Here is a 12,101-nt window from a genome sequence, read left to right as displayed (position 1 = left end):
CCAAACCGGCTGGTTCTTTTATACGACGAACGCTTCTGACGCCCCGTCAATATGTGTACGCAGAGACCAGAACAGGCATCGCAGGGGAGCGACAGGGGCCATGGCAACGCTGACGACCGATCTTCCTTTGCTGGACCGGGCGCCGCTCGGCCGCAACCTGACCTATGGAATGCTCGACAATCTGGGCCGGGCGATCGTCACGGGTCATTATGAACAGCGCAGCTTCCCGACCGAGGCGGAACTGGCGCGCCAGCACGGCGTCAGCCGTTCGGTGACGCGCGAGGCGGTGAAGATGCTGACCGCCAAGGGGCTGCTGAGCGCCCGGCCGCGCCAGGGGACGGTGATCCAGCCATCGGGCAACTGGAATCTGTTCGACACCGACGTGCTGCGCTGGCTGCTCGAACGCAAATTCTCGATCGAGCTGCTGGTCCATTTCAACCAGCTGCGCGTCGCGATCGAGCCGGAGGCGGCGGCGCTGGCGGCGGGTTTCGCCGGGCCCGGCGACCTTCGCGACATCGCCGCCGGGCTGGAGCGGATGCGCGCGGCGGAGGCGGGGGAGGACGATCCGCTCGACGCCGATATCGCCTTCCATGTCGCGATCCTGCGCGCGTCGAAAAACCCGTTCTACGCGCAGTTCCGCGACGTGGTCGCGACCGCCCTGCGCACCTCGATCCGCTTCACCAACCGGATCAAGGGGCGCACCGCCAATATCGCCGATCACGAGGCGGTGGCGGAGGCGATCGCGACGGGCGATGCGGCGGCGGCGCGAGCGGCGATGCGCCGGCTGATCCAGGATGTGCTGACGCTGATCGACGGCGGCCCGGCAGCGTCTGCCGGAGGGCAGGGGGAACGCGGCGGTACCTGACCGCCGCGTCCCCTTGCCCGGCGGTGGATCAGCCGCCGGTGGTCAGGCGATAGGTCATGACGTTGCGATAGGTCTGGCCCGGGGCCAGCCGCGCCGAGCCGAAGTCCGGGCGGTTCGGCGTGTCCGGGAAGATCTGCGGCTCGAACACCACGGCGTCGCCCTGGCGATAGAGACGCCCCGACTTCCCGGGGATGGTGCCGGTCAGGAAGTTGCCGGAATAGAATTGCAGACCCGGCTGGTTCGACCACAGCTCGAACCCGCGGCCCGACACCGGGTCGCTGACCCGCGCCATCAGATGCTGGTCGGGGGTGACGGCGCGGCCGACCACCCAATTATGGTCATATCCCTTGCCGAACACGATCTGCGGGCTGCTGGCGTCGCGCACCCGATCCGCCACGGCATGCGGCGTGCGGAAGTCGAAGGGGGTGCCCGCTACCGGCTGGAACATGCCGGTCGGGATCGCGGTCTTGTCGGTCGGCAGGAAGGTGTCGGCCGGGATGGTCAGCACATGGCCCATCGCACCGCCCGCCGATCCCTCGCCGGCCAGGTTCCAATAGGCGTGGTTGGTGATGTTGACGATCGTCGGCTTGTCGGTCGTGGCGCGATATTCGATCGTCAGGTTGTTCTGCTCGTCGAGCGAATAGGTGGCGTCGACGGTCAGCATACCGGGATAGCCCATTTCCCCGTCGCGGCTGACATGGCGCATCGTCACCGAGGCGGTCGGCCCGCTCTTGACCGAGGTGACGGCCCAGACCGCCTTGTCGAAACCCTGCGGTCCGCCATGCAGCGTGTTGGGACCGTCGTTCAGCGGCGCGCTATAGCTCTTGCCGTCCAGCGTGTAGCGGCCGGCGGCGATCCGGTTGGCGAAGCGGCCGACGCTGGCGCCGAAGAAGTTGGGATTGGCGATATATTCGGCGACCGTGGCATGGCCGAGCTGGACATCGGCCACCTGGCCCTTGCGGTCGGGCATCAGCAGCGACTGGAGCGCCGCGCCATAGGCGATGACGCGCGCGGACACGCCCTTGCCGTTGGTCAGCGTCACCGCCGGCACGTCGCGACCATCCGGCATCGCGCCGAAGCTCGACCGCTTGGCTTCGGCGGCATAGGCGGCGGGGGCGGTCATCATCGCGGCGGCACATGCGGCAAGGGCCAGTCTCTTCATATCTCTCTCCTGCGGACACGCTCGCCTGCGGAGCGCCGGTCTCCCGCCATCCATATCCGGTGGCGCGGCACGGGCCAAGCTATTGGTTGGACAAATAGCGGAGCGGACGAACAAAGCCGCCGGCCCTGGTCGGACCGGCGGCGCGCATCATCCCGGAGGTGGGGGGAAGGGGATCAGGCGAAGGCGACGCGGACCGAAGGGGCCGCCGAGCGGCGTTGCCGGCGCATCGCCACCGCGATCGCACCGAAGCCGGTCAGCATCAGCGCCCAGGTGCCCGCCTCCGGCACCGCCGAGATGCCCTGGAACATGATCGTCACCATCCGCGTGCCGGCCAGGCCGGTCGCCGGCGCGGAATAGGTCAGCGTGTTGCCGACCAGCGACAGCGAGCCGCCGAACGTGTCGTAGGAGATGACCGCATGGTCGAAGAAGCCGGCGGTATCGGCGGTGAAGCTCATCACGAAGCTGGACGCGCCCATCTGCGACGACACGTCCTTGATGGTCAGCGCGTTGTTGAAGAAGGTGGCCGTGTTGGTGTTGGCCGCATCCTGGAAGCCGAAGCCGTTGCCATAGCTGGCCTCCACCGCGCTGGACGTCGCATTGGCATAGCCGGCGGGCACATAGCCCTGGCTTTTGTCGAAGTAATTAGCGCTGTTCGCGCCGAAGCGGATCGCACCGGTGACGGTGGTCGTCGCCGTGGCGGGTGCGGCAGCAACGGCGGCGGTCAGGGCGGCGGCGGCGAAGAAGTTGCGGATCGTCGTCATGATGTTGGTCCCCGTTTGCGCAGTGCCGCGCTGTTGGAACCGTAATTGCGCGTATCGCGACCATGCTTCAACGATCGCCTAGAGTTAACGAAGTGCCGGGGTGGAACGGTGGTTGGTTAATCGGTGCGGCTGTGATGAAGGGTTTGGGCGGTAAGAATTATTACCAGATCTCAACCATGATCTTCAACCAAGGCGATGGCGACACGATCGCTTCGGCATCCCTGTCGCCAAGGCCTGTGCGGGGACGTGCGAAGCGGGCTCGCGCGAAGGCGCGACCCGTACCGGACCCGCATCCGCATTGCCGCGTTCCGCCCAATCCTGTCCCCTGCGCCGGAGCCGCGATGACCGATCCCAACCGCCCCTTGCGCCTCGGCTTTCCGGTCAAGGTGATGGGCCGCCCCGAGCTGAAGACGCAGGATACGCGGCGCTGGCAGAAGAGCCCGCATCTGAAATGCTCGCTCGAACTGCTCGACCCGGTGCTCGACTATCTCGCGGCGGAGCGGCTCGACATGTACCGCCTGTCCTCGGACATCGCGCCCTACGCCACCCATCCCGACATGCCGCAATTCCATGACATGGTCGCGGAAAGCGATGCGGAATTGCGGGCGTTCGGCGCCAAGGCCCGCGCGCTCGATATCCGGCTGTCCTTCCACCCCTCGCAATATATCCTGCTCAACGCGCCCGATGCCGGGCTGACGACGCGGAGCATCCGCGATCTCGCCAGCCAGTCCGAGATGCTCGACCGGATGGGGCTGGACGCGGAGGCGGTGGTCGTCACCCATGTCGGCGGCGTCTATGACGATCGCGAGGCAAGCCGCGCCCGATGGATCAAGGGATGGGAGCAATGCCCGGATCATGTCCGCGCCCGGCTGGTGCTGGAGAATGACGATCTGCGCTTCTCCGCCGCCGATGTGTTGTGGATCCAGGAGCGGACGGGGGTGCGCTGCATCTTCGACTATCAGCATTTCTGGTGCCTCAACCCCGAGCGGCTCGACCTGCGCGACACGCTGGCGCGCTTTCTGGCGAGCTGGCCGGCAGGGGTGCGGCCGAAGATCCACTTCTCCTCGCCCCGCACCGAAATGCGCGAGGTGAAGCAGGCCATCTCCCCAAAGGAGCGCGAAGCCGTCAAGGCGGGGAAGAAGGTCGGCGGCAAGGCGCTGCTCAAGGCCCCGGTCAAGCCTAATGCCCGTGTCCGCACCGTGCTTCGCCCGCCGGTATGGACCGGGCATGCCGACTTCACCAACCCGTTCGAGTTCGCCACCTTCATGCGCATGGCCGAGGGGCTGGACTTCGACGTGATGCTGGAGGGGAAGGCCAAGGATTTGAGTCTGTTGCGGCTGCGTGGCGATCTGGTCCGTTATGCGCCGGACGTCGCCATCCGCTTCGGCCTGTCGGTGGACGATGCGGCGGCACTGGCGGAAGACGAGGCGCTGGTCGAAGACCATGCCGATGCCGAACAGGAGGCCGATGTCGATGAGGGGGAAGGTTGATTACCCGATCTGTCCCTTTACGGGACGCTCCTTCAGATTCTGATCCGTATCAGCCATTTGCTGCGAAGATGACAGGAACGTCATTCTAAGCCGCTCATTATTGGCGCTGATGGCCAGCATTGCGTCCCTGCTGTTCGATACACCGTCCGAGCCGCCGCCGAAGCGGCCCGGTCTGGACGGCCTGACCCTTCATCTTCGGCAGGGTTGGACGGAAGACGGCTATGTCTGTCTTCCCGGTCATGCGGCGGGACCGGTGCTGGTGATGCTGCCCTCCACCGCCTGGCAGCGCATCGTCCTGCGGCACCGCCCGAACCTGTCCGCCGCCGTCGCGGAGGTGGCCGCCGAGGCCAGTCGCCATGGCCGTTGGCAGCGGTTGTTCGGCCGCCGCGCCTTGCTGGTCGATCCCGCCGGCTGACCCCTGCACCTTGCTTCGGCGGCAAAAAATTTTATATACCGTTCGTTATGGAAAAAGCCGTCTGCACCGTGCCCAAGGGCCGGCCGCGCGAGTTCTGCACGGAACGGGCGCTCGCCGCCGCATTGCGCGTCTTCTGGAGCAAGGGCTATGAAGGCGCCTCGCTCACCGAGCTGACCGAGGCGATGGGCATCACCAAGCCCAGCCTCTATGCCGCGTTCGGCAACAAGGAAGCCTTGTTCCACAAAGCCTTGGACCTCTACGAGGCCGAGAAGCTGGACTATATGCGCACCGCGCTGGACCAACCCAGCGCGCGGGGCGTAGTCGAGCATCTGCTGCGCGGCGCGGTCGAGATGCAGACCAGCCAATGCGATCCCAAGGGCTGCATGGGCGTCATCCACATGACCGCGTGCGGCAGCGAGGCCGAGTCGATCAAGACCGATGTTATCGCTAGGCGGGCCTCCTCCCAGGCCGCGCTGGTCGATCGGCTAGAGCGCGCCAAGCGCGAGGGCGACCTGCCCGCGGATGCCGATATCGCCGGCCTCACCCAATATCTCTACGCCGTGCTGCAGGGGATGGCGGTGCAGGCCGGGTCGGGCGCGACGCGCGACGAGCTGGACCGGGTGATCACGATCAGCCTGCAATGCTGGCCGAGCAAGTGACTGCCCTTGAATGATTTGATGGTCCGGAACGCTAAAATACCGTTCGGTACACAAAGTCGTTGACGCTTCCGAATCACGCTTATATACCATGCGGTACGGAAGGCGGCTCCCAGTAAGCAGGGTGATCCACCGACCGGGAGTAAGCGTACCGGCCGCCCGTCAGGGCCCGGTTCCTCCAGAATTTTCACGGCAGGTCCGTGGATGGACGCCATCGGCGTCGCGTCCATGTGTCCTGTCGCCTCGAACCAAATGACAGCCATGGCCGGGCGCCAGGGGGGAAGGCCCCGTCATGCCCAGGCCCAAACCAGGGAGACGAACATGGCCTATCTCGCTTTTTCCGAAGTCGGTGCCGCCGGCCTCGCCGAACCCGTTGCCGCGATCCCGGTCGCGCCGCGTTCCGCTTCGGCCAGCCTCAGCGCGCTCGAATGGTCGGTGGTCGCGATCGCCCGCAAGGATCGCATGTCGTCGCTCCGCACGCCGGGCCGGATCGCCATGGCGATGGGCGCCGTGTTCGGCGACAGGCCGAACCCGCGCCTAGCCGATCCGCGGCTGGAGGCTTTGCGCCGGATCGCCGTGTTGAGCTGGCACCATGGCTATACCGTGCCGTCGCACGCGGTGCGCGAGTTCCTCGCCGCCGGCTTTTCCCCGGCGCAATATGAGCTGATCGTCGACAGCATCGGCGTCACCCGCCGCGAGCCGCAGCAGGAGCGGCTGCGCGCATGATCCCGCTCGCGCCGCTCGACTGGGTCCGGCATCAGGCGGTGCCGGCCGAAAAGACCAAGGCACCGCCTGCCGCCAGGCGTCAGTCCTTCTGTTCGCCCTGCGCGCCGGCATTGTTGCCGTAGCCCGCACCCGATTCCTCTTCCGGTGCTTCGACCGGCGTCTTCTGTTCCTTGTCGCTGCCGGCGTTCGGCTGTTCGTCGGTCATGATCCACTCCTTGGGCTGCACTGAGCGGTCAACGCGCGGTGACCGCGCGCGCTCCCGATCAGCCGAACAACTCGCCCTGCGGGCCGGCCGGCGGACGGAACAGGTCGCTGCGCAGCCCGACCCGCTCGCGGTTCAGGCCATGCTTGCGGCAGGCGATGTGGAAGCGGGTGCGGAGCAGCTCCGCCCAGGGGCCGCTGCCCTTCATCCGGCTGTGGAAATTCGGATCATTGTCGCGGCCATCGCGCAATGAGCGGATGATCGCCATCACCTTGCCCGCTCGGTCGGGAAAATGTTCGTCCAGCCAGGCGCGGAACAGCGGCGCGACCTCGTGCGGCAGGCGGACGGCCAGGAAGAAGGCGTGCGCCGCCCCCGCCTCGGCCGCGCGGGCGATCAGCGCCTCGACCTCATGATCGGTGATGGCCGGGATCACGGGCGCGATCGAGACATAGACGGGAATGCCCGCCTCCGCCAATCGTCGCACCGCCGCCAGTCGCCGTTCGGGATGCGGCGCGCGCGGCTCCAGCGTCGCCGCCAGGCGGGGATCGAGCGAGGTGATCGACAGGCATACCGCCGCCAGTCCCTTCGCCGCCATCGGCGCGAGCAGGTCGATGTCGCGGACCACCCGGTCCGACTTGGTGGTGATCGTCACCGGATGATCGGTCTCCGCCAGCACCTCCAGCACGGCGCGCGTGATCCGCCAGTCGCGCTCGATCGGCTGATAGGGATCGGTGTTGGTGCCGAGCGCCATCGGCCTGGGGACGTAACCCGGTTTCGCCAGCTCGGCGCGCAGCAGCGCGGCGGCATCGGGCTTGGCGAACAGCCGGCTTTCGAAATCCAGGCCGGGCGACAGGTCGTGAAAGGCATGGCTGGGGCGGGCGAAGCAATAGATGCAGCCATGTTCGCAGCCGCGATAGGGATTGATCGACCGGTCGAAGGGCAGGTCGGGGGAGGCGTTGCGGCTGATGATCGTGCGGGGGCGCTCGACCGTCACGCTGGTGCGCAATGGCGGCGGCGGATCGTCGACCAGCGCCTGCGCATCGCGCCAGTCCCCGTCGATCGCGCGGACCGGCAGGTTGAAGCGGTCGCTCTCGCGGTTGTGAGTCGCACCGCGTACCGGACGGGTCTTGGCCATGGCCGGATCATGCCCGGCTTTTCGGAACGTAGCAAGAACATGGGGCCGCCCGGACAGGCGGCCCCAAGGGTCTGGTTCAGCCGAAGACGACCTGGGTCGAGCGGCGGCGATAGCGGGTCGCGCCCGCGACCATCGCGAAGCCGAGCAGCATCAGCATCCAGACCGACGGCTCCGGCACGCTGAACACGATATTGTCGACTTCCAGCGAGTTGCCGGCGCTCTTGAAGCGGATGCCGCCGATCAGCGGATCGCTGGGATCGACCTTGACCGTGACGCGGCGATTGGTGTTCGCCTGCTGCGTGTTGCCATTGGCGCTGGTCGTGAAGTTGCTGCCGCTATAGCTGGCGAGCAGGGTGCCGGTGGTGCTGAGCAGATCGACCATGTTGTAGCTGTCGATCGAACCGATGAAGAAGCTCACCGAGGAGACGCCGACATTTGACATCAGGGTGGCGACGCCGTCCTTGCGGACCGACAGATAGGCGCTGCCGTCGCTGAAGCCGGGGGTGGCGCCATTGGCGCTGTTGCCGGACAGGATGCCGGCGCCGGTCAGCATCAGGCTGACGCCATCGGGCAGTTCCGTGTCGAAGGTGACGGCGAGGCCGGCGGGGGCCGCGAAGCTGGCGGTGCTGCCAAGCGTGGTGGTGAGCGTCACCGCCGCCTGGGACGGGGCGGCGAGGGCGAGGAACGGTACGGCGGCCAGGGACAGCCGGGCAAATCGGGTCATCGGTGATCCTTTGAATGAAGGCGCAAGGACGCTCGTCACGATCCTCCCGGATTGGCCGCGGGTCGCTGGCGTCGCGCATGGGACATCATTCGCCGCCGACTCCTGCGCACGGCGGGCATCGTACGGGGTTGCCCCGGACGCTATGGCCGGTCGCCTGAAACCTTATCTACGGGTTTTATAGAGGGATGTCGGGCGGCCGGACGGCCGGTGCCCGGATTTTCACGGGTTCGTCCGAACGTCCCGATATGGGGCGGCCATTTGTTAAGCATGTTTGGGACTGGGCGAAAACGTAAACAAGGCGTTAACACTTGGCCATGAAACGACGCCTCGTCCTCACAGCCGAATCGGCTCGTCATCCCTTCCGCCGGACGCTGCCGCCGCCGCCGGCGGCGATGCCCGAGGTCGACGATCAGGATCGCGACTGGAAGCTGTTCGTGCTCAGCTTCGTCGCCTTCTTCACCTGTTTCTACAGCTTCATCTTCTGACGCGGCGGCGGGCGACCAGCGCCCGCTCGATCAGTCGCAGGCGCGGTGCAGCTTCTGCGCCAGCCAGGCGGAGACCAGGCACATGCCGGCGACCAGGAACAGCATGTTCTGCGGCGTCACGCCCATCGCCGTGATGCCGAGCACCGCGATCGAGCCCAGCGTCATCGCGCCGGCATTGACGACGTTGTTGGCCGCCACCGTACGCGCGGTCTGGTCCTTTTCCACCGTGGTGGTGAGGAAGGCGTAGAGCGGCACCACGAACATGCCGCCGGTCACCGCGATGGCGAGCAGCACCAGCATGACCGGGATCGCCCCCGGCTGGGCGACGAATTCGGACAGGCTGTAATAATGGCCCGCCGGTGCCGCCGACCAGTGGCGCACCGCCAGCGAGAACAGCACCACGAACACGCCCATCGCCACCACCGAGGCGGGCGAATAGCGGGCGGAGATCCGCCCCTTCAGCATGGTGTTGATGACGACCGAGCCGATCGCCACGCCGACCGAGAAGATCGCGATCGCCGCGCTCGCCACCCGCTCGTCGGCGGTCAGCACATTCTTCACCAGCGGCGGGAAGATGATGATCAGCACCGCGCCGATCGTCCAGAAAAAGCTGATCGCGCAGATTGCCAGGAACAGGCGCGGGATGTGCAGCGTCGCGGTGATCAGCCGCCACGAGGAGGTGAAGGGATTGTAGTTGATCACCAGCGGCGGCCCGACGCGCGGTGCCGGCGGCACCTGTCGCCCGACCAGCCAGCCCAGTGCGGACAGGCACAGCACCATCGCCGCCGCCCCGTCGATCGAAATCCAGCCGGCGACCACGGTGCCGAGCAGCACGGCGATATAGGTGCCCGCCTCGACCAGCCCGGTGCCGCCCAGCACGTCGCCCGCCGGCAGATGCTGGGGCAGGATCGCGTATTTGATCGGCCCGAAAAAGGTGGAATGCGTGCCGAGCAACAGCACCGCGAACAGCATCAGCCCGATGCCGGTCTGCGTATAGCCCGCCTTGGCGAGCATCAGGCCGCCGGCGCCGATCGCCATGATGCCGATCTCGGCGGTCTTCACGATACGGATGATCCGCGCCTTGTCATGGCTGTCGGCGAGCTGGCCCGCCAGGGCGGAAAGCAGAAAGAAGGGCAGGATGGCGATACCGGTCGCCAGCGCGTTGAAATTCGCTTCCTTGCCGGGATCGTTGAACACCGCATAGGTGGCGAACAGCACCATCGACGTCTTGAACAGATTATCGTTGAAGGCACCGAGGAACTGAGTCGTGAACAGGGGGAGGAAGCGGCGCTGCTTCAGCAACCCCATGGCATTGATCATGTCGACGAAGCGTCCCGGCCGTTGCTGGTCGCGCGGGTCTAGCCGAGCGGATCGCGTTGCGCCAATCCTTTAACCCCGAACCCGGTGGCGCGTCGGCCGCCGCTTTCCGGTTTCCGATCGCGTCGCCGCGCGATAGGGAGGGCCGGTGTTGAGTTTGCCCAATCTGTTGACCCTGTCGCGAATCGTCGCGGTGCCGCTGCTCGTCGGGCTGCTGTGGTGGCCGCAATGGACGCTGGGCTATGCCATCGCGTTCGCGCTCTACTGCCTGATGGGCATCACCGATTATTTCGACGGCTATCTGGCCCGCGCCAACGGGGCGGTGTCGCGGCTGGGCATCTTCCTCGATCCGATCGCCGACAAGATCATGGTCGCGGCGGTGATCCTGATGCTGGTCGGCACGCACGACATCGCCGGGCTGCACATCATCGCGGCGCTGGTCATCCTGCTGCGCGAGATCGCGGTGTCGGGCCTGCGCGAATTCCTGGCGCCGCTGCACGTCTCGATGCCGGTGTCCAAGCTCGCCAAGTGGAAGACGACGCTGCAACTGGTCGCGCTCGGTGCGCTGATCCTGGGCGGGGCGATCCCGTCGGCGGCGTGGATCCATGGCGTCGGCCTCGTCAGCCTGTGGGGCGCGGCGGTGCTGACCGCGATCACCGGCTGGGATTATCTGCGCGTCGGCTTGAGGCATATGGATTGATGGACCTGCTCTATTTCGCCTGGGTGCGCGAGACGGTCGGCCGGAGCCAGGAGCGGGTGACGCCCCCGGATCATGTCGCCACGGTCGCCGACCTGCTCGACTGGCTGGCGGCGGACAGCGAGGCGCATCGTGCCGCCTTCGCCGACCGGGCGCGGCTGCGCGCGGCGGTGGACCAGCAGTTCGTGCCGCTCGACGCCAGCCTGGCCGGCGCGCGCGAGGTGGCGATCTTCCCGCCGGTGACGGGCGGATGATCCGTATCCTGGTCGATCCCGCGCCGATCGACATCGCCGCAGAGATGGCGCTGGCGGAAGCCGGCCCGGACGATGGCGGGGCGGGGGCGGTCGCGACCTTCACCGGGCTGGTCCGCACCGATGACGGCGTCGATACGCTCGAACTGGAACATTATCCCGGCGCGACCGAAGCGGCGCTGCGCTCGCTCGCCGAGCAGGCGACGACACGCTGGGCGCTGCACGCGGCGACCATCGTCCACCGGGTCGGCCCGATGCGGGCGGGCGAGCGGATCGTGTTCGTGGCGGCGGCGGCGGCGCACCGCGCGGCGGCGCTGGAGGCCTGCGCCTATCTGATCGACCGGCTGAAGACCGATGCGCCCTTCTGGAAGCGGGAGGTGCGCGGCGGCGTCGCCACCTGGGTCGAGGCGCGACACGGCGACGAAGCGGCCGCCGCGCGCTGGTCGACCGCGTAGAAGGCCGCCGCGCCGGTCGAAACCGGCGCGGCGCGATCGATCAGCCCAGTTTGGGCAGGCTGATGCCGTTGGTCACATGGATGACGCCATTCGTCTCGCGCAGGTCGGGCGTGTCGATATAGCTCTTGTTGTTGACCGCATCGGTCAGCAGGATGTTGCCATTCTCCAGCGTCGCGACGATCGGCTGGCCCGACAGGGTGGTCAGCGTCGCGCGACCGCCGCCGGCGGTGATCGCCGCCTTGATCTGGTCCGACGTCATCGCACCGTTGATGATGTGGTTCTTCAGGATCGTCGTCAGGCTGGCGACATTGGCGGGCGCCAGAAAGGCGTCCATCGTGCCCGGCGGCAGGCGGCCGAACGCCTCGTCGGTCGGCGCGAGCAGCGTGTACGGGCCGGGACCGGACAGCAACGCCTCCAGCTTCGCGGCCCGGACCAGGCGGAGCAGCGCGCTATGGTTGGGGAGCGTCGGCAGCGCGGCGGCGATCGTGGTGGTCGCGGCGGGCGCGGCCTGGGCCGCGGGCGTTGCGGGGGCCGTCTGGCCCGGCGCGGTGGCGGCTGGGGCGGTCGTGGCAGGGGCGGTGTTCGGCTGGGCGGGGGCCGCCTGCTGCGCTTGGGCCGGCAGCGCGAACGCCGTGGCGACGGTCAGTGCAAGCAAGGTCGGATATCGCATTCTTCTCTCCGGCGCTGTGGAAAATATATCCTATCATCGCCCGAGCCGCCAATGGGTTCCCCTTGCGACGACCCGCGCCCTGGCCGGGAT

The 12,101-nt window shown here is 67.3% G+C and carries 16 protein-coding genes; 9 read left to right on the top strand and 7 right to left on the bottom strand.

Annotated features, from left to right (window positions below):
* Window positions 1–100 precede the first annotated feature (100 nt).
* Window positions 101–865, top strand: a complete 765-nt coding sequence (locus QE452_RS10250; RefSeq protein WP_309657912.1) for an FCD domain-containing protein — start codon at window positions 101–103, stop codon at window positions 863–865.
* 28 nt (window positions 866–893) lie between these two features.
* Here QE452_RS10250 and QE452_RS10245 read toward each other — a convergent pair whose 3' ends face one another.
* Window positions 894–2,027 carry an aldose epimerase family protein gene (locus QE452_RS10245; RefSeq protein ID WP_309657913.1) on the bottom strand — a complete coding sequence of 378 codons (1,134 nt, stop codon included), beginning with the start codon at window positions 2,025–2,027 and terminating at the stop codon, window positions 894–896.
* 173 nt (window positions 2,028–2,200) lie between these two features.
* Window positions 2,201–2,788, bottom strand: coding sequence for a PEPxxWA-CTERM sorting domain-containing protein (locus tag QE452_RS10240; protein WP_309657914.1), 588 nt, complete (start codon window positions 2,786–2,788; stop codon window positions 2,201–2,203).
* Window positions 2,789–3,129: 341 nt separating this feature from the next.
* Between QE452_RS10240 and uvsE the strand changes: the two genes are divergently transcribed.
* The 4 genes from uvsE (at window position 3,130) to QE452_RS10220 (ending at window position 6,075) form a co-directional block, all read left to right on the top strand.
* Complete coding sequence (gene uvsE, locus QE452_RS10235) at window positions 3,130–4,278, top strand: UV DNA damage repair endonuclease UvsE (RefSeq protein ID WP_309657915.1); 1,149 nt, start codon at window positions 3,130–3,132, stop codon at window positions 4,276–4,278.
* A 109-nt stretch (window positions 4,279–4,387) separates the two neighbouring features.
* Entirely contained in the window at window positions 4,388–4,693 is a 306-nt protein-coding gene (locus tag QE452_RS10230; protein ID WP_309657916.1) for a hypothetical protein, read from the top strand.
* A 47-nt stretch (window positions 4,694–4,740) separates the two neighbouring features.
* Complete coding sequence (locus QE452_RS10225) at window positions 4,741–5,352, top strand: TetR/AcrR family transcriptional regulator (protein WP_309729992.1); 612 nt, start codon at window positions 4,741–4,743, stop codon at window positions 5,350–5,352.
* Window positions 5,353–5,670: 318 nt separating this feature from the next.
* Entirely contained in the window at window positions 5,671–6,075 is a 405-nt protein-coding gene (locus QE452_RS10220; protein WP_309657918.1) for a hypothetical protein, read from the top strand.
* A gap of 79 nt (window positions 6,076–6,154) precedes the next feature.
* Here the strand turns inward: QE452_RS10220 and QE452_RS10215 are convergent, their stop codons facing one another.
* The 3 genes from QE452_RS10215 to QE452_RS10205 form a co-directional block, all read right to left on the bottom strand.
* On the bottom strand, window positions 6,155–6,280 hold the full coding sequence (locus QE452_RS10215) for a hypothetical protein (RefSeq protein WP_277600150.1): 126 nt from the start codon (window positions 6,278–6,280) through the stop codon (window positions 6,155–6,157).
* Between the two features lie 58 nt (window positions 6,281–6,338).
* A complete protein-coding gene (locus tag QE452_RS10210; RefSeq protein WP_309657919.1) occupies window positions 6,339–7,412 on the bottom strand; it encodes a PA0069 family radical SAM protein in 1,074 nt (357 codons plus the stop codon).
* Window positions 7,413–7,488: 76 nt separating this feature from the next.
* Window positions 7,489–8,136, bottom strand: coding sequence for a PEPxxWA-CTERM sorting domain-containing protein (locus QE452_RS10205; protein WP_309657920.1), 648 nt, complete (start codon window positions 8,134–8,136; stop codon window positions 7,489–7,491).
* A gap of 314 nt (window positions 8,137–8,450) precedes the next feature.
* Between QE452_RS10205 and QE452_RS10200 the strand changes: the two genes are divergently transcribed.
* Window positions 8,451–8,621 (top strand): hypothetical protein, encoded by a 171-nt coding sequence (locus QE452_RS10200; RefSeq protein WP_164523499.1) that lies wholly within the window; start codon window positions 8,451–8,453, stop codon window positions 8,619–8,621.
* A gap of 30 nt (window positions 8,622–8,651) precedes the next feature.
* Here QE452_RS10200 and QE452_RS10195 read toward each other — a convergent pair whose 3' ends face one another.
* Window positions 8,652–9,941, bottom strand: a complete 1,290-nt coding sequence (locus QE452_RS10195) for an MFS transporter (protein ID WP_309657921.1) — start codon at window positions 9,939–9,941, stop codon at window positions 8,652–8,654.
* A 145-nt stretch (window positions 9,942–10,086) separates the two neighbouring features.
* Between QE452_RS10195 and pgsA the strand changes: the two genes are divergently transcribed.
* Genes pgsA through QE452_RS10180 form a run of 3 tightly spaced genes read left to right on the top strand, consistent with a single transcriptional unit; the run spans window position 10,087 to window position 11,341 of the window.
* Window positions 10,087–10,638 carry a CDP-diacylglycerol--glycerol-3-phosphate 3-phosphatidyltransferase gene (gene pgsA / locus QE452_RS10190; protein WP_125993217.1) on the top strand — a complete coding sequence of 184 codons (552 nt, stop codon included), beginning with the start codon at window positions 10,087–10,089 and terminating at the stop codon, window positions 10,636–10,638.
* Complete coding sequence (gene moaD, locus QE452_RS10185; protein ID WP_309657922.1) at window positions 10,638–10,889, top strand: molybdopterin converting factor subunit 1; 252 nt, start codon at window positions 10,638–10,640, stop codon at window positions 10,887–10,889. The genes pgsA and moaD overlap by 1 nt, the downstream gene beginning before the upstream one ends.
* Entirely contained in the window at window positions 10,886–11,341 is a 456-nt protein-coding gene (locus QE452_RS10180; RefSeq protein WP_309657923.1) for a molybdenum cofactor biosynthesis protein MoaE, read from the top strand. The genes moaD and QE452_RS10180 overlap by 4 nt, the downstream gene beginning before the upstream one ends.
* 40 nt (window positions 11,342–11,381) lie before the next feature.
* Here QE452_RS10180 and QE452_RS10175 read toward each other — a convergent pair whose 3' ends face one another.
* A complete protein-coding gene (locus QE452_RS10175; protein WP_309657924.1) occupies window positions 11,382–12,011 on the bottom strand; it encodes a fasciclin domain-containing protein in 630 nt (209 codons plus the stop codon).
* Window positions 12,012–12,101: the final 90 nt, after the last annotated feature.

Source organism: Sphingomonas sp. SORGH_AS_0438, from assembly GCF_031453475.1.
Classification (GTDB): Bacteria; Pseudomonadota; Alphaproteobacteria; order Sphingomonadales; family Sphingomonadaceae; genus Sphingomonas.
This window is presented reverse-complemented; position numbering and strand designations above follow the sequence as displayed.

Bases quoted from the DNA above. Each gene is read 5' to 3' on its own strand.
- QE452_RS10250 (WP_309657912.1), top strand. From the start codon at position 101: ATGGCAACGCTGACGACCGATCTTCCTTTGCTGGACCGGGCGCCGCTC.
- QE452_RS10245 (WP_309657913.1), bottom strand. From the start codon at position 2,027: ATGAAGAGACTGGCCCTTGCCGCATGTGCCGCCGCGATGATGACCGCC.
- QE452_RS10240 (WP_309657914.1), bottom strand. From the start codon at position 2,788: ATGACGACGATCCGCAACTTCTTCGCCGCCGCCGCCCTGACCGCCGCC.
- uvsE (WP_309657915.1), top strand. From the start codon at position 3,130: ATGACCGATCCCAACCGCCCCTTGCGCCTCGGCTTTCCGGTCAAGGTG.
- QE452_RS10230 (WP_309657916.1), top strand. From the start codon at position 4,388: ATGGCCAGCATTGCGTCCCTGCTGTTCGATACACCGTCCGAGCCGCCG.
- QE452_RS10225 (WP_309729992.1), top strand. From the start codon at position 4,741: ATGGAAAAAGCCGTCTGCACCGTGCCCAAGGGCCGGCCGCGCGAGTTC.
- QE452_RS10220 (WP_309657918.1), top strand. From the start codon at position 5,671: ATGGCCTATCTCGCTTTTTCCGAAGTCGGTGCCGCCGGCCTCGCCGAA.
- QE452_RS10215 (WP_277600150.1), bottom strand. From the start codon at position 6,280: ATGACCGACGAACAGCCGAACGCCGGCAGCGACAAGGAACAGAAGACG.
- QE452_RS10210 (WP_309657919.1), bottom strand. From the start codon at position 7,412: ATGGCCAAGACCCGTCCGGTACGCGGTGCGACTCACAACCGCGAGAGC.
- QE452_RS10205 (WP_309657920.1), bottom strand. From the start codon at position 8,136: ATGACCCGATTTGCCCGGCTGTCCCTGGCCGCCGTACCGTTCCTCGCC.
- QE452_RS10200 (WP_164523499.1), top strand. From the start codon at position 8,451: ATGAAACGACGCCTCGTCCTCACAGCCGAATCGGCTCGTCATCCCTTC.
- QE452_RS10195 (WP_309657921.1), bottom strand. From the start codon at position 9,941: ATGATCAATGCCATGGGGTTGCTGAAGCAGCGCCGCTTCCTCCCCCTG.
- moaD (WP_309657922.1), top strand. From the start codon at position 10,638: ATGGACCTGCTCTATTTCGCCTGGGTGCGCGAGACGGTCGGCCGGAGC.
- QE452_RS10180 (WP_309657923.1), top strand. From the start codon at position 10,886: ATGATCCGTATCCTGGTCGATCCCGCGCCGATCGACATCGCCGCAGAG.
- QE452_RS10175 (WP_309657924.1), bottom strand. From the start codon at position 12,011: ATGCGATATCCGACCTTGCTTGCACTGACCGTCGCCACGGCGTTCGCG.